11 protein-coding genes are annotated in these 19,516 nt (G+C 60.8%); 8 read left to right on the top strand and 3 right to left on the bottom strand.

Annotated features, from left to right (window positions below; genetic code table 11):
* Window positions 1-368 precede the first annotated feature (368 nt).
* On the top strand, window positions 369-1,433 hold the full coding sequence (aroG, locus tag IGS55_RS07255; RefSeq protein ID WP_329958115.1) for a 3-deoxy-7-phosphoheptulonate synthase AroG: 1,065 nt from the start codon (window positions 369-371) through the stop codon (window positions 1,431-1,433).
* An 83-nt stretch (window positions 1,434-1,516) separates the two neighbouring features.
* On the opposite strand, the gene IGS55_RS07250 is transcribed toward aroG, so the two are convergent.
* From IGS55_RS07250 to IGS55_RS07240, 3 genes are all read right to left on the bottom strand, one after another.
* Window positions 1,517-4,363, bottom strand: coding sequence for a TonB-dependent receptor (locus IGS55_RS07250; protein WP_230515672.1), 2,847 nt, complete (start codon window positions 4,361-4,363; stop codon window positions 1,517-1,519).
* Between the two features lie 355 nt (window positions 4,364-4,718).
* Window positions 4,719-7,388, bottom strand: coding sequence for a TonB-dependent receptor (locus IGS55_RS07245; protein WP_230515671.1), 2,670 nt, complete (start codon window positions 7,386-7,388; stop codon window positions 4,719-4,721).
* Window positions 7,389-7,747: 359 nt separating this feature from the next.
* Entirely contained in the window at window positions 7,748-10,540 is a 2,793-nt protein-coding gene (locus IGS55_RS07240; protein WP_230537170.1) for a TonB-dependent receptor, read from the bottom strand.
* Between the two features lie 611 nt (window positions 10,541-11,151).
* On the opposite strand from IGS55_RS07240, the gene IGS55_RS07235 reads away from it, so the two are divergent.
* From IGS55_RS07235 to IGS55_RS07205, 7 genes are all read left to right on the top strand, one after another.
* Window positions 11,152-12,996, top strand: a complete 1,845-nt coding sequence (locus tag IGS55_RS07235) for an ABC transporter substrate-binding protein (protein WP_230515669.1) — start codon at window positions 11,152-11,154, stop codon at window positions 12,994-12,996.
* Window positions 12,997-13,024: 28 nt separating this feature from the next.
* Window positions 13,025-13,963, top strand: coding sequence for an ABC transporter permease (locus tag IGS55_RS07230; protein WP_131374152.1), 939 nt, complete (start codon window positions 13,025-13,027; stop codon window positions 13,961-13,963).
* A 9-nt stretch (window positions 13,964-13,972) separates the two neighbouring features.
* Window positions 13,973-15,082 (top strand): ABC transporter permease, encoded by a 1,110-nt coding sequence (locus IGS55_RS07225; protein WP_230515668.1) that lies wholly within the window; start codon window positions 13,973-13,975, stop codon window positions 15,080-15,082.
* A gap of 9 nt (window positions 15,083-15,091) precedes the next feature.
* Complete coding sequence (locus IGS55_RS07220) at window positions 15,092-16,783, top strand: ABC transporter ATP-binding protein (protein ID WP_034760163.1); 1,692 nt, start codon at window positions 15,092-15,094, stop codon at window positions 16,781-16,783.
* 27 nt (window positions 16,784-16,810) lie between these two features.
* Window positions 16,811-17,773 carry a VTT domain-containing protein gene (locus IGS55_RS07215; protein ID WP_230515667.1) on the top strand — a complete coding sequence of 321 codons (963 nt, stop codon included), beginning with the start codon at window positions 16,811-16,813 and terminating at the stop codon, window positions 17,771-17,773.
* A gap of 378 nt (window positions 17,774-18,151) precedes the next feature.
* The gene (locus IGS55_RS07210) at window positions 18,152-19,171 is read left to right on the top strand and encodes a glucokinase (RefSeq protein ID WP_139090176.1); all 1,020 of its coding nucleotides are present in this window, start codon (window positions 18,152-18,154) and stop codon (window positions 19,169-19,171) included.
* A 19-nt stretch (window positions 19,172-19,190) separates the two neighbouring features.
* On the top strand, window positions 19,191-19,367 hold the full coding sequence (locus IGS55_RS07205) for a hypothetical protein (protein WP_160309317.1): 177 nt from the start codon (window positions 19,191-19,193) through the stop codon (window positions 19,365-19,367).
* Window positions 19,368-19,516: the final 149 nt, after the last annotated feature.

Here is a 19,516-nt window from a genome sequence, read left to right as displayed (position 1 = left end):
CGTGGTTGCCACGACGGACACAGCGGTAGTGGCCCGCGAGTGGGTATCGACAGTGCGCAACTTTTTATGCTTTTTGACGTATTTTGCAGTGTGAAACGGTGGCGACACGCGGCTTTGCCGATAAATATGCTTGCCAACCCTTGCAATTTAGGTTTATAGTCGATCATCACTTACGGATGACTCACATGTTCGCTCGCCACTTTTTTACCGCTTATTTTTACTTTAGCAATTCCAACCCAAAGGCGGTGGAGTAGCGGTCGGTTCACGTAGCAGCAAAACGAGATCCCAGCAAATTCTAAAAAACCGCCACCGATGGCGGTTTTTTTTTACCCAGATGTTTTACCCTTCCTTAAATTTTGGAGAAAATGATGCCCCGCACCGATGATTTGCGTATTCGCGAAATGAAGGAATTGACCCCGCCGTCCCACCTGATCCGCGAATTCGCCTGCTCGGAGCAAGCCGAACAGACCGCCGCCAGCGCCCGTATTGCCCTGCACCGTATCCTGCACGGCCAGGACGACCGCCTGATGGTGGTGATCGGGCCTTGCTCCATCCACGATACCAAGGCGGCGATGGAATATGCGCGCCTGCTGGTCAAGGAGCGTGCGCGTTTCGCGGGCGAACTGGAAATCGTCATGCGCGTCTACTTCGAGAAGCCGCGCACCACGGTGGGCTGGAAGGGCCTGATCAACGATCCGTACATGGACAACAGCTTCCGCATCAACGACGGCTTGCGCATGGCGCGCGAACTGTTGCGCGATATCAATGAGCTGGGCTTGCCGGCCGGTACCGAGTTCCTCGACGTGATCAGCCCGCAATATGTCGCCGACCTGATCAGCTGGGGCGCCATCGGCGCGCGCACGACGGAGTCGCAGGTGCACCGCGAGCTGGCGTCGGGATTGTCCTGTCCCGTCGGCTTCAAGAATGGCACGGACGGCAATGTGAAAATTGCCGTGGAAGCCATCAAGGCCGCCTCGCAGCCGCACCATTTTCTTTCCGTCACGAAGGGTGGCCACTCGGCCATCGTTTCGACCAATGGCAACGAGGATTGCCACATCATCTTGCGCGGCGGCAAGACGCCGAACTATGACGCGGCCAGCGTGGACGACGCTTGCAAGGCCATCGCGGCGCAGGGACTGGCGGCGCGCCTGATGATCGACGCCTCGCATGCGAACAGCTCGAAAAAACCGGAAAACCAGATTCCCGTATGTGCCGATATCGCCGGCCAGGTGGCTAGCGGCGATGGCCGCATCGTCGGCGTGATGGTGGAGTCGCACCTGGTGGCGGGGCGCCAGGATTTGATCCCGGGCAAGGAATTGATCTACGGGCAGTCCGTCACGGACGGTTGCATCGACTGGAGCGCCAGCGTGGCCGTGCTGGAAAACCTGGCGCAAGCCGTGAAGCAGCGCCGCTTGAAGGGCGACGCGGAATAAAGTGGCGCGCAGCATGAAAAAAAGCCCGGAAAGCTAAGCTTTCCGGGCTTTTCAGTTTTCTGCCGAGAGCAGGCGCAGTCAGCTTAGAACTTGTAGGAACCGCTCAGGTAGAACTGGCGGCCCAGGGCGCTCGAGTACGATGGGTTGTAGCCCACTTGATGCGAACCCGTGTTACGCAGGGTGAACGGCGGATTGCGGTCGAACAGGTTCAGGATGCCGCCCGTGATTTCCACGTTCTTCATAGGACGGTAAGCCGTCTGGAAGTCGAAGGTGGTGTAGCTCGGCACTTCCAGCTGGATGCCATAGCATTCGCCAGGGCTGCCGGCCACGATCACGGCGCAATCGTCAACCGTTTGTTCCTTGTCCGTATAGCCGTTGCGGTAGCTGGCGCTCAGCGTATGCGTGAACTTGGCCGTCTCATACGAGGTGGTGGCGCGGATGATGTTGCGGAAGCTGACCTTGTCGTTCGAACCGTAGCGATTCAGGCTGGTTTCCCATTGATCATCGGTGCCTGGCGTCGTGTAGCGCGAACGCAGCAGGTAGGTACCCATCAGGCGGCTCGTCAGGCGGCCGTCCAGCAGCTTCATCTTGTGGGTGAAGTCGTAGTCGATACCGCGGTTTTCCACCTTGCCGATGTTAATCGGCAGCAGCTTGATGGCCAGCACGTCCTTGCCCGTCGAGCTGATGTGCTTGGTGGTGAACAAGTTGGCGTACTTGGCAGGATCGTTGAAGATCAGGCCTTCGGACACGGCGGTCACCTGGTCGCGGATTTCCACGTTCCACAGATCGAACGACATCGACAGGCTGTCGATTGGCTCGAACACGGTACCGATGCTCCATTGCTTCGACGTTTCCGGCTTCAGGTCCGGATTGCCGCCCTGGAAAGCTTCGAACTGCTGGCGTCCCACGCCGCTGCAGTAGCTGGCCAGCGGATGGCCGCCCATGCCGTTCGCCGCCGTCAATGGGCATTGGTAGTTACCGCCCGTGACGCCCCAGTCTTCCAGTGGGCCGGCGATTTCCTGCATGCTGGCGGCGCGGAAGCCGGTACCGGCAGCGGCGCGGAACATCAGGCTCTTGGTGGCGGAATACTTGCCGCTGATTTTCCAGGTGGTGGCGTTTTCTTTCTTGCCTACCGTCTTGCCCGTCAGCTTGTCGTCGATGGCGCCGATCTGGTCGTAACGCAGCGAGCCGGTCATTTCCAGTTTTTTCGAGATCGGCATCATCAGCTCGGCGTAGGCGCCCGCATTGTCGCGCGCGTATTCGCTGTCGACTTGTGCATTGTCAAACAGGATTTGCGCCTGCCTGGCGACGTCGGCCTGCTTCACCTTGTACGAGGTATTGCGGAAGTCGGCGCCCACGCCCAGCATGGCCGTGCCGCCTGGCAGCGAGAACACAGGACGCGAAGCGCGGCCGTCGATGCCCTTCATTTCCACCGTTTGCGTGTTGTAGGTGCCGCTGAAGCCCGTGCCCAGCAGTGCCTGGCGCATGGCGTCCGGCATGGAACCGACCGGGTAGGCGAACGGGTCGATATTGCCGGCGGCCACTTGCGCGTCGAATTTGTCCGCCAGCGGGAAACCGCTGACGTATTTCTGCGTCTGCTTGTTTTTCGAGTAGGTCACGGCGGAGTTGATGTCCCAGCCGAATGCATTGCCATCGATGCCGGCGACGATGTGGGTGGCTTTGGTGCCGTAATCGTAGACGCGGTTGCCCATTTCCGACAGGCGGTAGTTGGCGACGGCGCCCGTGGCGTTGGCCAACTGCGCCGGCGTCAGGTTTGGCGCCAGATATTTGTTGAACAGCGGCGAGCCCACATCGACGGAGAAATCGGCCGGGTACGGCGCAATGCTGGCGACGACGCGCGCTTCCGTGTAGGCGAGGTCATAGAAACCCTGGAAGCCGGTTTTGCCCAGTTTGACGGTACCCGAGCTGAAGATGGCGTCGCGCTTCGATTCCGGATTGATTTCGATGGTCGATGGCGAATCGAAGTAGCAGTTGCCGTTGCCATAGAAATCCATGTTGCTGGCGGCGCATTTGCCGCCATGGGCCAGTGCGTACGGGTTCAGGTTGACGCTGTCGACGAAGGGCTTGTTGGTCTCCGGATTGATGACTACGGCGCCCGTCACCGGATCGGTGCGGTTGTAATCGACAGCGGCGTTGCCTGGCGCCGAGCGCGAGGAACCGTTGATGAATTGCAGTGCCTTGCCGTTCTTCGGATCGTTGAAATTGATGATGCCGCTTTTCGCGAAGCTGCGCTGCGATGCTTTCAGCGATTTTTGTTCGTCATGGCTGGCCGACACGAAGATGCTGTAGCCGTCTTCGTCGATGTCGCCGAAGCCCTTGCTGATGGAAATCGAGTTGCTGGCGCCGCCTTTTTCTTCAGGACGCGAGTACTTGGCATTGATTTCCAGCGGCGATGCGCCTTTTTTTAGGATGAAGTTGACCACGCCGGCGATGGCGTCGGCGCCATACAGTGCCGAGGCGCCGTCCGTCAGCACTTCCACGCGCTCGATGGCCGACAGGGGGATCGAGTTCAGGTCGATGGTGGTGCCCGAATTGGATGGGGCAATACGACGGCCGTTCAGCAGCACCAGGGTGTAGGCTGCGCCAATATCGTGGATCGAGGCCGTGGTGACGCCGCCGCCGCCGCCGCCCACCGAATCGGCGGCCACGGAGAAGCCCTGCATCGCAGGAATTTGCTGGATGAAATCGGTCACCGTGGTGACGCCGGTTTTCTTGATGTCTTTCTGGTTGAACGACTGCACGGGCAGCGACGCTTCGGAAGCGATGCGCTTGATGCTCGAACCCGTGACTTCCACGCGTTGCATGGCGCCATCTGTTGTTTCTTGCGCATACGCGGCGTGCATGCTCAGGGCCATGCCGCCTGCAAACATCAGGCGCAGCGACCGCGATATTACATTTTCTATCATCATCTGAAATTCCTTGTTATTGTGATAAAGGCGGCAATTATTTTGAAATAACTTGTTGCTTACTAACAATTTATTTGCCTTTTTACAAATCCACCAATGAAAATTCTGTAAATTTTCAGGGCCCTCATCAAAACATTCACGATTCAAATTGTCAATTTCGTGCGGATTTTTTGGACGAAATGCAACATTTCCCTATTTTTTTTGTAATCCTTCAGCAATAAAGTATCGCGGACCCTTGTCAGTCCTGCTCAGATGCGTAAAATAAAACGGCGCACATCATCGCTGATGGCGCCGTCTTTGGCATGGCTGGCAAACGCTGGTCAGCGCTGTCTGTCCTGTCTCTTTTCCGTCATCCCCCTTAGAACGTATAGCTGCCGCGCAAGTAGTAGGCACGCCCGATCGGGTCCGTGTAGCGCGGGTCATAGCCTTTCTGGAACAGGGTGCCCTGGTTCGAGAACGGTGGTTCCTTGTCGAACAGGTTTTTCACGCCGGCCGTCAGCAACAAGCCTTTCCATGTGTAGCTGCCCGACACGTTCAGCAGGCTGTAGGAAGGCACATCGTGGCGGTACTGCGGGTCCACCTGGTTCTGATCCGTGTAGCCGGACTTGAACGATTGCGATACGGTGGCGCCCCAGTTGCCCATGCGCCAGTTCAGCGCAGCCGTATGTTTCCAGCGAAACACGGGATTGTTGTCCGCATAGCGGCCCACGTTGGCGATGAATTCGCCGTCGCGCTCGTTCTGGTAGTCATACTTGTGGGTCCAGGTGCCGTCGACCGACAGGCTGAAGTCGCCGTAGGCGCCGCGACCCAGGCGCGCATTCAGGCTGACGTCGATGCCGTCGGTTTTCACTTCGCCGAGGTTGTCGTTCAAGTCCAGAATGGCGTAGGGCGAACCATCGGGATTGCGCAGGAACAAGGCCTTGTACTTTTCGTAGTTGCCGAAGATCGATTGCTCGGGCAGGGAGGAAATCTTGTCCTTCAGGTGGATGTTCCAGTAATCGACGGCAAGCGTGACTTCCTTGATCGGTTCGAGCACGAGGCCGACGGCAAAGGTGGTGGATTTTTCCGGTTTCAATTTTTCATTGCCCCCTTGTAGCTTGAATTGCTGCAAGTCGCAATCGCGCAGGGGGTTGGCACCGGGCTGCGGCACGCCGCCCGGGCAGAGGATGGGATCGTCGTAGGAATCGTTGGTATCGTTCTTCGACGGCGGCGCATTCTTTTCAAACAAGGTGGGAGCGCGGAAACCCGTGCTGGCCGAACCGCGCAGCACCAGCGCGCTGCTGGCCTGGTAGCGCAAGGCCAGCTTGGGATTGGTGGTGCTGCCCACGTCGCTGTAGTGGTCGAAGCGGGCGGCCAGCTGCACTTCCAGGTCCTTGATCAGCGGCAAGTTGACTTCGCCGAAGACGGCCTGGATCGTGCGCGAACCGCTCTTCGACAGCGAACCGGACAGACCGGAACTACTGGCCTGGCCGGCGATATCGCGGTTGACATTGAAGTCGGCTTTTTCACGTCGCAGTTCACCACCCAAAGCGATCGCCAGCGGGCCGCCGGCCAGCTGCATCAGTTCGCGGCTGCCCTTGATGTCGAAGCCCGTCGTGGTGACCTTGGCGTTCTGCACCTCGCCACGCAGGGCGGTGCTGTCGAGGTAAGCCTTGCCGGCCGCATCCTGCACGCCGAACGGGTTCAGGATGCCATTCAGCACGCCGGCGGCAAAGCCCGCATCCTGCACATAGCCACCCGTGAATTTTTCCGACGACTTGCTGATCGCGTGGCTCAGGCCCGTCTTGTAGTCCCAGCCGGACAGCTCGCCTTCGAGCGCCAGCACCAGGCGGTCCGTCTTGCCGTCCGAATCGATCTGCCGCTGGCCCGCTTCCACGGGGCGCCAGTTGACGCTCAGCGGCTGGCCCGACAAGCCCGGCTGTGCCGGCACGCCGCCCGCATTGCCCGGATAGTATTTGCTGCTGATGGGCAGAATCAAGCCCGTTTGCGGCGGCGGCGCCGTGCGCGCCTTCACCTTGTTTTGCGAATGCAGATATTCCACCGTGGCCAGGTGGCCGCCACCGAGCTTGAAGGCGCCCTTGCCGAAGAAGGCCAGCTGTTCCTGGGCGGGCAGGTTGTCGATCTGGCGCGTGTAATCCTGGCGGCAGGTACCGTTGGCTGCGGCCACCGACAGTGGCGGCAAACAGCCGCTGGCCGCGTAGGGATTGCCGGCCAGGCCGTCGCCGCCGTTGGCCGCCGCATCGAAGTAATTGCCGGGGAAGGTGGTGCCGCTGGTCAGCGACAGGCCCCGCTCGGAAATGATGCCGGTCTTGGAAAAGTCACGGTCCTGCGACGTCAGTACTTTTTGCTTGTGGTAGTCGAGCACGCCGAAAATATTGTAGCCATCCGTGTCGAGCTTGCCGAAACCCGTCGACAGATTGATGCGGTGCTCGCCGCCGCCCTTGTGTTCGGGCGCGACGACCTCGGCGGTGATGTTTGTGACGTTGACCGAGCGCTTGGTGATGAAGTTGATGACGCCGCCGATGGCGTCCGTGCCGTAGATGGCCGAGGCGCCGTCGCGCAGCACTTCGACACGCTCCAGGGCGGCAATCGGGATGATGTTCAGGTCGACGCTGGCGCCGTCATACGGATGGTTGGCGATGCGCCGGCCGTTGAGCAGCACCAGGGTCTTGTCGCCGCCCAGGCCGCGCAAGTCGGCGCTCGCCTGGCCGCCCGTTGGCAAGCCGCTGGTATTGCCGCCGACGGCATTGCCGCTGCCCATGCTGGAGGAATTGGAGGGGATCTTGCTGAGCACTTCCTGGGCCGTCGTCAGGCCCTGCTTGGCGAAATCCTCGGCCTTGAAGATGGACAGGGGTGTCGCCGTTTCCGAGACGAGGCGCTTGATGGAGGAACCGGTGACTTCGACGCGCTGCATGCTGCTCGTGTCGCTGACTTCTTGCGCCAGCGCCTGCTGGCTGAGCAGGCCGGCGGCGAGTCCGCCGGCGCAGATCAAACGGATGGAGCGGGACAAGCGTGTTTCTCTGATCATGTTCAAGACTCCTGGAAAAGCGGTTGGCTAGAAGGGCAAGAACGGCCGCGCTGGTTGGCGCACCGAGAACATTGAAAAGTATTTATATCTTTTCAAGCGATCCACTGTAATGATCTGCAAAAGTCCTTGTCAACATGGCACACAGGTTTGTGTGCCTAAACAACGTAGTGCACGATAGGTACTGATTTGGAACAAAGAAAGTGCATTTTGTGCCCCATTTCTGACGAGGCTGCCATCGTCCTCGTGCGCAAAATAAAAAACGCCCGCTGCAGTGCAACGGGCGTTGGTGTGGATGGCATGGCGATAGTGACGCAGCCTTGCCGAGTGCCCAGGCTGCGCTTGGCAGCCTGGGCGGACGCTTAGAAGAACTTGTAGCTGGCGCCCAGTTTGAAGTAGCGGCCGATGGCGCCGCTGGCATCCATCGGGTTGTAGCTCATGCCGCCGTAGGTCAGCGGGTCGAGCGGCGCGATCTTGTCGGTCACGTTGTTGATCGAAGCAAACAATTGCAATTGTTTGTTGACGTTCCAGCGGCTCGACAGGTCGAGCGTGGTGAACGAGGCGATCTTGCAACCGTTTGGCGCCGGCGTACTGTCGGCCAGCTTGGAAGCGCAGGGCTTGCCTTCAAACAGGATGTTCTTCATGTCCGAACGGTAGTTCAGTACGCCGCTGACGTTCCAGTTGCCCAGGTCCCACGAGCCGGTGAGGTTGATCTTGTCCTTCGGCGTGCCGGCGCAGTTGGAGGTATCGCAATTGCCATGCGTGCCGGCGAACTGGTAGCGCACGGTGGACGACTCGGCCCGCACCCACGAAGCGATATGGGTCCAGGTCAGGCCGAACGTGGCGCGGCCGTAGTCGCCCAGGCGCACGCGCTGCTTGACGTCCAGGTCGATACCCTTGATCTCGGTGAAGCTGGAGTTGCGGTACGGCGCCTTGGTGATCAGCAAGGTGCCCGTGTTCGGCACCACGACGCCATTGATGGTCAGGTTGTTGTCGGCGCGGATGGCCGTCGGCAGGGCGGCCGCTTCGTTGTAGGGCAGCGGGTTGATCTCGTTTTCGCGCTTGATCTTCCAGCCATCGAGCGACAGGCTGGTATCGTTGAACGGATCCCACACCAGGCCCAGGGTGTAGCCCTTGGATTTTTCCGGCTTGAGGCTGGGGTCGCCGATCTTGACGGCGGCTACTTGCAGTTCGCAGTCGCTGGCATTGGCGCCCGGCAGGCGGGTGCCGCCCGGGCAGCGCACGGGATCGCTCACGGTCGACGTGCCCGTCGATTGCGAATTGGCATTGCTTTCGGCGGGGCCCGGTGCGCGGAAGCCTTCCGAATACGTGCCGCGCACGGCGAAGGTTTTCAGCGGCGTCCACTTGGCGCCCAGTTTCGGCGTGGTCGACGAGAAACGGTCATATTTGTCGTAACGCAAGGCGCCCGACAGTTCCACCGTCTTGATGACGGGCGCCAGCACTTCGAGGAACACGGCCGAGACCTTGCTGTCGCCCTTGGCTGCCACGTAGCTCGAGTTGATGGAACCGTTTTCCGTGCCCGACAGCGATGGATTGTCGAGCTTGTCGCGGCGGTGTTCCGCACCCACGGCCAGACCCAGGGCGCCGCCAGGCAATTGCATCAGCTCGCGCGACGCCTTGAAGTCGATGATGTCGAGCTTGGTGGTGGAATCGGAGGTGGCGTTCGTCACCATGGCTGCGTACAGCGAGGCGGGATTCTTGCCCGCCTGCGCGCCGATGTAGTACGGGAAATATTGGCTGTTCGGATTGCCCAGCGCATCCTTGACGACGGCCATGTTCAGCATGTTGCTGTAATCGAGGTGCAGCTTCGATTCCGAATGCGTATAGCCGGCGTCGTAGTCCCAGCCCATGGCGTTGCCCTTGACGCCGAGCACGATGCGGTTGAACTCGTTGTTGGCCTGGCGCGTGCTGGCGCCGACGTCGAAGGCCTGGTAGCGTACGCGCACCGGCACGCCATACGGGTTTTGCGGATGGTTGGCGGCCAGCACAATGGTGGTGCCGGCGCCGGAACCGTAGTTGACGACGCCAGTCGGGCTGGTGGCGTTGGGCGGGAAGGCGATGGTCGGCGTGATCGATGGCGGTATCAGGGTGAAGGCCGTATCGCGCTTCGAGTAGCCCGCTTCCGCGTACACCTGGGTGTCGGCATTGACTTGCCAGGTGCCGCGCGTATACAGGTTGATCGATTCGATCTTCGGCTGCATCGAGCGGAACTGGTCGTGGTGCCACAAACAGCCGCCCTTCGGATCTTGCGGCGAAGACACGGACAAGGTGGAACAGCCGGGCAGGGAAACATAGTTGTTGGTGACGGGGTCGCGGATCAGACCCGCTGGCGAGGCATTCGCATCGTTGTTGCCATTGATGTAGCCGCCGGCGAACTGGGTGTTGATCGCATAGCCATACGGGCGCAGGTCGGCCTTGCCTATCCATTTGCGGCCGGCACGGTCATTGTTCATCAGCATGTCCGATTTGCTGTACTCGGCATTGACAACGACATTGAATTTATCCGTATCGAGGTTGCCCTTGCCGAAGGTCAGCGAGGCGCGGTGCTGCTTGGCGTCGCTGTCGCCCGAGATGCCCGTGTCGCCTTTCAGGGTCAGGCCTTCGAAGTCCTTGCGCAAGATGATGTTGACGACGCCGGCGATGGCGTCCGCGCCGTAGGTCGACGAGGCGCCGTCTTTCAGGATTTCGATGCGCTCGACGATCTGCATCGGCACGGTGGACAGGTCGGTAAAGCTCTTCTGGCCGTCATCGGCGCGCGCGAACGGCGCCATGCGGCGGCCATTGAGCAAGACCAGGGTCGAGGTGGCGCCCAGGCCTCGCAGCGAGATGGCCGTGGAACCTGCGGCAAAGCCGTTGCCGAAGCCCGTCGGCAGGGAGCCGGCGCCATCGGCGGTCAGGGTTTGCAGGTACTCGGCGACGGTGGCCTTGCCCGATTTCATCAAGTCGTCGCGGCTGATGACCTGTACCGGCGATGCGGTCTCGGCCGTGGCCCGTTTGATGCTCGAGCCTGTAATTTCCACACGTTGAACATTGGCGTCTTGCGCCATGGCCGGCGCAGCCATCATGCCCAGGCTGAGCGCTGCTACGCTACCCGAAAAAATCAGGCGTACGGAGCGGGATATCACTGTTTCCATCATCATTCTCAGAACTCCGAAAGTGTGCTCGGCTGGCCCTCGTGCGGCACAGCTTTGCCAGGGTGATAAAGATTGCTGCGTCGGCAATCGCTGTGGATCAAACGGCATATTGTGTGAGTTGCCGCCATTGATAAGACCACTTGCCGAGAAACCTTGTCAACGCGCACACATCTGCTTTCAGCATGGAAACAACAGTGTTTTTTATCATGTTGATGCATTTCAATAATTGCAATTACTTTAATGTTGCAGTGCGATGCGTATTTTCCGTACTGCCATAAAAACAGCTGTCATTGGCAACCATAAGGGTTGCTGCCAGGCCGATTTTTCATGGACGCCGCCTGTCTATGCTGCGCTGCGGAAGATTTCTCCCGCGAGGCAGGCGGTCGTGGCTGCGCGGCACGCCAGTGCTGCGGCTTTTCGCCCGGCGAACAGAATATGCGTTATCGTTACGCCTTTTTCCGGCTCGCCTGCATGCGGTGCTGCTGGCCCTGAACAAGGCATAGATCTTGCGAGGATGGACTGGTTTTGGCGGTGGAATCCTGTATCCCAGGGGGAAGCCAGTACAAGCGCACCAATACGGTGCGACAGATAATCGAGATGAAGGGTATTACATGAAGTCACCATGGATGCGGCGCGTGGCGCTGCTCGCCTGCCTGGCCACCCTGCCGCTGGCGGCCATTGCCGCCGATGCTGCGCCTGCTGCAGCCGCCGCGCCGGTGAAAACCTTGCGCTATATCCTGCCGGCCGCCGAGACGGGCTTCGATCCGGCCACCGCGCGCGACCTGTATTCGAACCACATCACGCAGGCCGTCTTCGACACCCTGTACACCTATGATTACCTGGCGCGCCCCGTCAAGGTGGTACCGGGTGCTGCGGCCGCCATGCCGGAAGTGTCCGCCGACGGCAAGACCTACACCATCCGCCTGAAAAAAGGCATCCTGTACACGCCGGACCCCGCGTTCGGCGGCAAGCGCCGCGAACTGACGATGGCCGATTACGTGTATTCGTGGAAGCGTCTGTTCGACCCGCGCCTGGCCTCGCCGCACAGCTGGCTGTTCGAAGGCAAGGTGGTGGGACTGGACGACTTGGCCAAGGACGCGGCCAAGTCGAACAAGCTCGATTACAGCAAGAAGGTGGCCGGCCTGGATATCCTCGACCCGTACACCCTGCGCGTGACCCTCACCAAGACCGATTTCAATTTCCCCATGATCCTCGCGTACGTGCCGACGTCCGCCGTGGCACGCGAAGTGGTGGAGAAATATGGCGATGTGAAGGGCGAAGTGGGTTCGAATCCCGTCGGCACCGGCTACTACACCTTGGGTGAATGGACGCGCGGCAACCGCATCGTCCTGAACCGCAACCCGCAGCACTTGCCGGAAACATGGAATTTCCTGGCTGGCGATGATCCGGACGACCAGCGCATCGTGCGCCAGATGCAAGGTAAACGCATTCCCGCCATCGACCGCATCGAAATTTCCGTGATGATCGAGGATCAGTCGCGCTGGCTGTCGTTCCAGAGCGGCGGCACGGACGTGTTCTGGCTCGATGGCCCGCTGGCGCCGAAAGCGCTGCTCAACGGCAAACTGCGGCCCGAGCTGGCGGAGAAGGGCGTGCAGCTGTCGCGCCTGCTGGACCCGGAAATCAGCTATTACTACTGGAATATGGAAGACCCGACCCTGGGTGGCTTCAGCAAGGAAAAGATCGCCCTGCGCCGTGCCATTGCCATGGCACACAATATTGACGAAGAAATCCGCATCATCTGGAATGGCCAGGCCAAGCGCCTCGACTATCCGATCCCGCCCGGCGTGGTCGGCTACGACCCGCACTATAAATCCCTGCTGCAATACGATCCCGTGCTGGCCAACAAGCTGCTGGATAAATTCGGCTACAAGAAGGGCGCCGATGGCTGGCGTACCTTGCCGGATGGCAAACCGCTGTTGATCCGCTACGCCTCGCGCAACGAAGCCAATGGCGTGCTGCAGGCGGAAATGTGGCGCAAGACGTACAACTCGCTGGGCATCCGCATGGAAAACGACCGCATGATCTTTTCCGACATTTTAAAGACGGAAAAGCAGTGCAAGATGCAGACGCGCACGGCGCCGTGGCTGGCCGACTATCCGGACGGCGACAATTTCATGCAGCTGTTCTACGGCCCGAACACGCACCAGAACAACAACGGCTGCTACCAGGATCCTGAATACGACAAGTGGTACGCGGCCAGCCAGGCCATGCCGGCCAGCCCCGAGCGCGACGAGCTGTTCCACAAGATGGCGCGCCGCCTGGAAGTGAACGCGGGCGCCCTGATCGGCTACGCGCGCTACCGCAACATGCTGGCGCAAAAGTCGGTGCTCGGCTACAAGAAGCACCCGATCCTGTTCCAGGAATGGGCGTACATGGATATCGACAGCACGGGTGCGCCGGTGGTACCAGCCCCTGCGGCCTCGGCCAATAAATAAGCGCGGCTTATAAAGACAAGGAATCATTATGTTTGCTTATATCCTGCGCCGCCTGTGGCAGATGCTGCCCACCATGCTGGGCGTCGTCCTGCTGGTCTTCATCCTGTTCAACTGGGTGGGCGGCGACCCCGCCTACATCCTGGCCGGCAAGATGTCTAGTGCGGAAAGCATCGCCAACATCCGCCGCCAGCTCGGCGTCGACCAGCCGTATTACGTGCAGCTGTGGATCTTCATCAAGCAGATCGTCACGTTCGACTTCGGCCAGAGCTGGGCGACGGGCGAAACCGTGTCGCACATCATCACCTCGCGCCTGGGCCCGTCGATGATGGTCTTGATCCCGCTGACCGTGCTGGAAACGTTTTTCGGCGTGGCGCTGGCGCTGGCCATCGCTTTCGTGCGCGGCTCGCTGACGGACCGCGCCGTCATGATCGCCTGCACGGTGGGCATGTCGATTTCCATTCTCGTCTACATCATCGTCTTCCAGTACGGCTTTGCTTATAAACTGGGCCTGTTCCCCGTGCAGGGCTGGGGCGACAGCTTCTGGGAAAACCTGCTGCGCTATTCCACTTTGCCGATTTTGATCGGCCTGGCCGTCTCCATCGCGCCGACCCTGCGCCTGTTCCGCACGTTCGTGCTGGACGAGGCAAACCAGGATTACGTGCGCACGGCGCGCGCCAAAGGCCTCAAGGAAGGCCGCATCATGTGGGTCCACGTGCTGCGCAACGCCGCCATTCCCATCATTACCTATGTGATGTCGAACTTGCCGGCCCTGCTGATCGGCGCTTTCCTGCTCGAGCGCTTCTTCGGCATCCCCGGCATCGGGCGTGAAGTGATCCTGGCCGTCGAGCGCAGCGACTTTCCGGTGATCAAGGCGATCACCGTGTATGTTGCCGCCGCCACCATGCTCTTCAACCTGCTCACCGACCTGCTGTACCAGGCGGTCGATCCTCGCGTACAACTGAAGTAGAAAGAGACGATGTCGAAACCTCATACATCGCCCGGCCTGTGGGCCCTGGCGTGGCGCCGTTTGCGCGGCGACAAGATTGCAATGGTATCGCTGGCCGTGGTCGGCGCCTTTTTCCTGCTGGTGCTGGCGTCGGCCAGCGGCCTGGTCGCCTCGAACTGGGAAGACGAAGTGGCCGTCAGCTATGCGCCGCCCACGTTTGTCGGCGCCGACAAGGACGTGGCCGCCGATGGCGCCATTCCCCTGGCCGATGAGCGCAGCGCGCCCACCCCCGTCAACGTGCTCGATCCGCTGGCCGACGACATCGCCGAACTGCGCGCCCAGATGGGTAGTAACCCATCGGCTGGCGTCGAGATGTACGGCGTGACGGACCCGCTGGCCGACGACTTGACGGCTTTGCGCGCCGGCATGGGCAAGGCCAAGAAACTCGTCACGCACAAGGCGGCGACCTTGCCGTTCGGCGCCGACAAGTGGGGCCATGACATCATCCAGAAAACCATCAAGGGCGGCGAGACGTCGATCGTCGTGGGCCTGGTGGCAGCCTTGCTGGCCGTGGTGCTGGGCACCTTGTTCGGCGCCGTGTCCGGCTACTTCGGCGGCATCGTCGATGATTTCTTCAACTGGTTCTACAGCATCTTTACGTCGATTCCATCGATCCTGATGATCTTGACCGTGGCGGCCGTGCTGCAACAGAAGGGCGTGCTGACCATCGTGCTGATCCTGGGACTGACTGGCTGGACGGGGCCGTACCGTTTGATCCGCGCCGAATACATCAAGCACAAGGCGCGCGAATACGTGATGGCGGCCGACGCGATTGGCGCTTCGCACTGGCGCAAGATGTTTTCGCACATTTTCCCGAACGTGAGCCATGTGGCCTTGGTGCAAATGTCGATTCTCGTGGTGGGCTTCATCAAGGCGGAAGTGATTTTGAGCTTCCTCGGCTTTGGCGTGCCGGTGGGTACCGTCTCGTGGGGCAGCATGCTCAACGAGGCACAAAATGAACTGATCCTGGGCAAATGGTGGCAGCTGACAGCCGCCGCCACGGCGATGGCCGTGCTGGTGACGGCGTTCTCGCTGTTTACCGATGCCTTGCGCGATGCGCTCGACCCCAAAGTGAAATAGGAGTTGCTCATGGACCAGAATAACCTGTTGGAAGTGCGCGACCTGCGCGTCACTTTCCGCCTGGACAAGAAGACCACGTTCGAAGCCGTCAAGGGCATTTCGTTCAACGTGCCGCGCAACAGCACCGTCGCGCTGGTGGGCGAATCGGGCAGCGGCAAGTCCGTCAGTTCGCTGGCCGTGATGGGCTTGCTGCCGCCGGATAACACCATCATCGATCCCGCATCGAGCATCCATTTCGGCGGTCGCGACCTGCTCAAATTGTCGATCGCCGAGCGCCGCACCATGTGCGGCAAGGATATCTCGATGATCTTCCAGGAGCCGATGTCGTCGCTGAACCCCGTATTCACGGTCGGCTTCCAGATCGCCGAAGTGTTGCGCCAGCACATGGGCATGAACCGCAAGCAGGCGCGGGCGCGCACCCTGGCGCTGCTCGAGGAAGTGGGCATTCCCGATCCGGCCACCAAGATCGACGCCTACCCGAGCCAGATGTCGGGCGGCCAGCAGCAGCGCGTGATGATCGCCATGGCGATCGCCTGCGAACCGAAACTGCTGATCGCCGACGAACCGACGACGGCGCTGGACGTGACGATCCAGAAACAGATCATGGACTTGATCGCGGCGCTGCAAAAGAAACATCAAATGTCCGTGCTCTTCATTACCCACGACCTGGGCCTGGTGGGGGAGATCGCCGACCAGGTGATCGTCATGCGCCACGGCGAAGTGCGCGAGACGGGCGAGGTGCGGCAAGTATTCGAAGCGCCGCAAGACAGTTATACCAAAGCCCTGCTGCATTGCCGCCCGTCGCTGGACGAGCGCCCGTGGCGCCTGCCCGTGATTGCCGATTACATGGAAGGCAAGGCCGGCCCCGGCGTCGAGGTGAAGCAGCGCACGCGCGGCTACACGCCGGGCGATGAGCCCGTGCTGGTGGTGAATAATCTGAGCAAAAGCTTTTATACGCGCGAGGGCCTGTTCGGCAAGCGCGAGTTCCAGGCCGTCAAGGACGTGTCCTTCACTTTGCCGCGCGGCAAGACGCTGGGCGTGGTGGGCGAATCCGGCTCCGGCAAGACGACGGTGGGCTTGACCCTGCTGCGCCTGCACCAGGCGACGGGCGGCACGGCCATGTTCCATGGCAAGGACCTGATTGCCATGCCGAACAAGGAGTATTTGCCGTATAAGCGCCGCATCCAGATCATCTTCCAGAATCCGTATGCCTCGCTGAACCCGCGCTTTACGGTGGGGCAGATTTTGCTCGAACCGATGCGCATCCACAGCATCGGCGCCGATGACAAGGAGCGCATCGCCAAGGCCTACTGGCTGCTCGATAAAGTCGGCTTGCCGGAACAGGCCTTCCACCGCTATCCGCACGAGTTCTCGGGCGGCCAGCGCCAGCGCATCGCGATTGCCCGCTGCCTGACCATGCAGCCGGAAATCCTCGTCTGCGACGAATCCGTCTCGGCGCTGGACGTGTCCGTGCAGGCGCAGGTGCTCAATCTGCTGCAGGACTTGCAGGATGAATTCGGCCTGTCCTACATCTTCATTTCGCACGATTTGTCGGTGGTGAAATACATCGCCGACCAGGTGATGGTGATGCACAAGGGACAAGTGGTGGAACTGGCCGATTCGGACGAGCTGTACCGCAATCCCGTGCATCCGTACACGCGCACCCTGCTCAGCGCCATACCGAAGGGCGTGCAAATCTAAACACGCTTTTACGGTAAGATAGCGACCATGCCCAACCTCATTTACCTGCTCGAACATTACGGTGTCCTGATAGTCTTTGGCATCGTGCTGGTGGAGCAGCTCGGCCTGCCGATTCCCGCTTTTCCCATCCTCGTGGTGGCGGGGGCGCTGGCCGTCGATGGCGACATGAATGGGGCGCTGGTGCTGGCCGCCGCGTTGAGTGCCTGCCTGATCAGCGACTTCACGTGGTTCCGCGCGGGCCGCCATTTCGGCAAGCGCATCCTGCGGCTGCTGTGCCGCATCTCGCTGTCGCCCGATTACTGCGTCAGCCAGACGGAAGACAAATTCAAGCGCTGGGGCCCGAAAGCCCTCGTCGTCTCCAAGTTCGTGCCGGGGTTCAATACCGTGGCCGCCCCGATGTCGGGCGCGCTGGGCACGCCGCCGGGCCTGTTCTTCCTGTACGCGGGCCTGGGCGCCTTGCTGTGGAGCGGCACGGGCATCGCCGTCGGCGTGATTTTCCATGCCAGCGTGCAACAGGTGCTCGACTTGCTCAGCACCATGGGCAGCACGGCCTTGCTGATGCTGGCCACCTTGCTGGGCTTGTTCCTGCTGTACAAATTCCTCGAACGCCGGCGTTTCCGCCAGGCCTTGCAGATCGAGCGCATCGGCATCGATGAATTGCTCGAACTCATAGAGCAGGGCGAAGAGCCGCTGATGGTCGACGCGCGCAGCGCCACGGCGCAGGCGCTGGAGCCGGCCGTGCCGGGCGCCTTGTTCTTCAATGGCAAGGAGCCCGTGCCCGCCATGATCGCCATGGACAAGGACCGCCACATCATCGTGTATTGCAGCTGTCCCAACGATGTGACGGCCGCGCAAGTGGCCAAGTTGCTGCACCAGCACGGCTTTCACCGTGCCAAGCCCCTGCACGGCGGTCTGGACGCGTGGAATGCCGCCTACCGCTCGGATCAGCCGGCGCCCGCCAGCCTGCTGGGCGAGGGCTTGCCCTCCTGATTTCCGCTCCTTCCTGCTCGCCGGAAGGGCAGTCAAAAACCGGTAGTAATAATACGAAAATCGCTTTGCGGCAGCGCCAGGACAGCGGCGTCACACCCGCGCCGCCGCGTACAAAGCGGCTTTGCGCAAACTCCGGCATACTCTGTTTTCAAGGCTGCTCCTGCTGCTGTGCAGCATGCTTTTCGTGTATCCGATGAGTGCAAGCACTTACTATAAATCATTGTTTCTAAGCAATTTTGGCGTTGCCTGTTGCATTTGGAGTGGAACTACCAATAAAGGCTTGTTTTGATGTACTTAAACTACAAACTTCGCTTGCCTCCGGGCGCATTCATCCTTTAAGCTTGGCGTCCCATGCGTCCCACTTCATCATTTAAAATCATGAGCGCTTCGTCTTCTCCTGTACTGCCGACTTCCGCCTTCGCCGATGGACCGCGCCTGCTGGCCGACGTGGGCGGCACCAATGCCCGTTTCGCCCTGGAAGTGGCCGCTGGCCACATTACCCTGGTGGAAGTGTTGCCCTGTGCCGATTACCCTAGCCTGTCCGCCGCCCTGCAAGCCTATCTTGCCTTGCCGCACATCGCTGCCGCCGGCGGGCAAGCCGTGCGCCATGCCGTGATCGCCATCGCCAACCCGGTCGACGGCGATTTCCTCAGCATGACGAACCACCACTGGTCGTTCTCGATCCGCGCCATGCGCGAAGAGTGCGGTTTCACGACTTTGGACGTGGTCAACGATTTCACGGCGCTGGCGCGCTCCCTGCCGCAGCTGTCAAACGAGCAAAAGCACCAGGTGGGCGCGGGCACGGCCCGTCCGAACACGGCCATCGGCCTGATCGGCGCCGGTACCGGCCTTGGCGTGTCGGGCCTGATTCCGTCGCACGGCGGCTGGATCGCCCTGCAAAGCGAAGGCGGCCACGTCAGCTTTGCGCCGTTCAATGAAGTGGAAGTGAGCATCCTGCAATTCGCCTGGCGCGAATACGAACACGTCTCGGCCGAGCGCCTGATTTCCGGCGATGGCCTGGAGCTGATCTACCGCGCCCTGGCCGACCGCGCCGGCGTGCCGGCGGAAGACTTGCCGGCGGCGGAAATCACGCGCCGCGCGCTGGCCGGCGAATCCCAGCTGTGCGACGACGTCATCGAAGCGTTCTGCTGCATGCTCGGCACGGTGGCGGGCAACGTCGCCGTCACCCTGGGCGCGCTGGGTGGCATCTATATCGGCGGCGGCATCGTGCCACGCCTGGGCGCGCGTTTCGACCGCTCCGGTTTCCGCGCCCGCTTCGAGCGCAAGGGCCGCTTCGCCAATTACGTCTCGCAAGTGCCGACCTTCGTCATCACGGCGCAATACCCGGCGTTTCTGGGCGCATCGGCCATTCTCTCGGAGAAACTCGCCTCCCAGTGATGTGCGAGTAGGGGGCGATATGTCGCGCCAGGGCCGGGTAAAACGCGTGTTTTGCCCGGTTTTGCGCTTTTCCGCTTTTTATCAGGTACAATTGGCATCGTTGGATGAAACGACGACTGTCGCTCTCCTGTCTGGCTGGTTCGCCGCCACGGGAAAAGCAGCTGCTCCGGAGTTCGTTTCATTGCTGGTTATTTAAGGCCAGCACCATGGATGGCAGGACTTTCACTGCATCCGCTTTAGTCCCGCTTTGCGCGCATCGGCCAAGGCGTCGGAAAAACAGCCTCAACTAGTAACCCAGCACGGCGTCATCATCGATGTCTGCCATCTGTTACGTTGAAATGAACG

It is taken from the genome of Janthinobacterium sp. EB271-G4-3-2 (assembly GCF_020858035.1).
GTDB lineage: Bacteria > Pseudomonadota > Gammaproteobacteria > Burkholderiales > Burkholderiaceae_D > Janthinobacterium > Janthinobacterium aestuarii.
The sequence above is the reverse complement of the archived record's forward strand: the minus strand, read 5'-3'. Positions and strand labels throughout refer to the sequence as shown.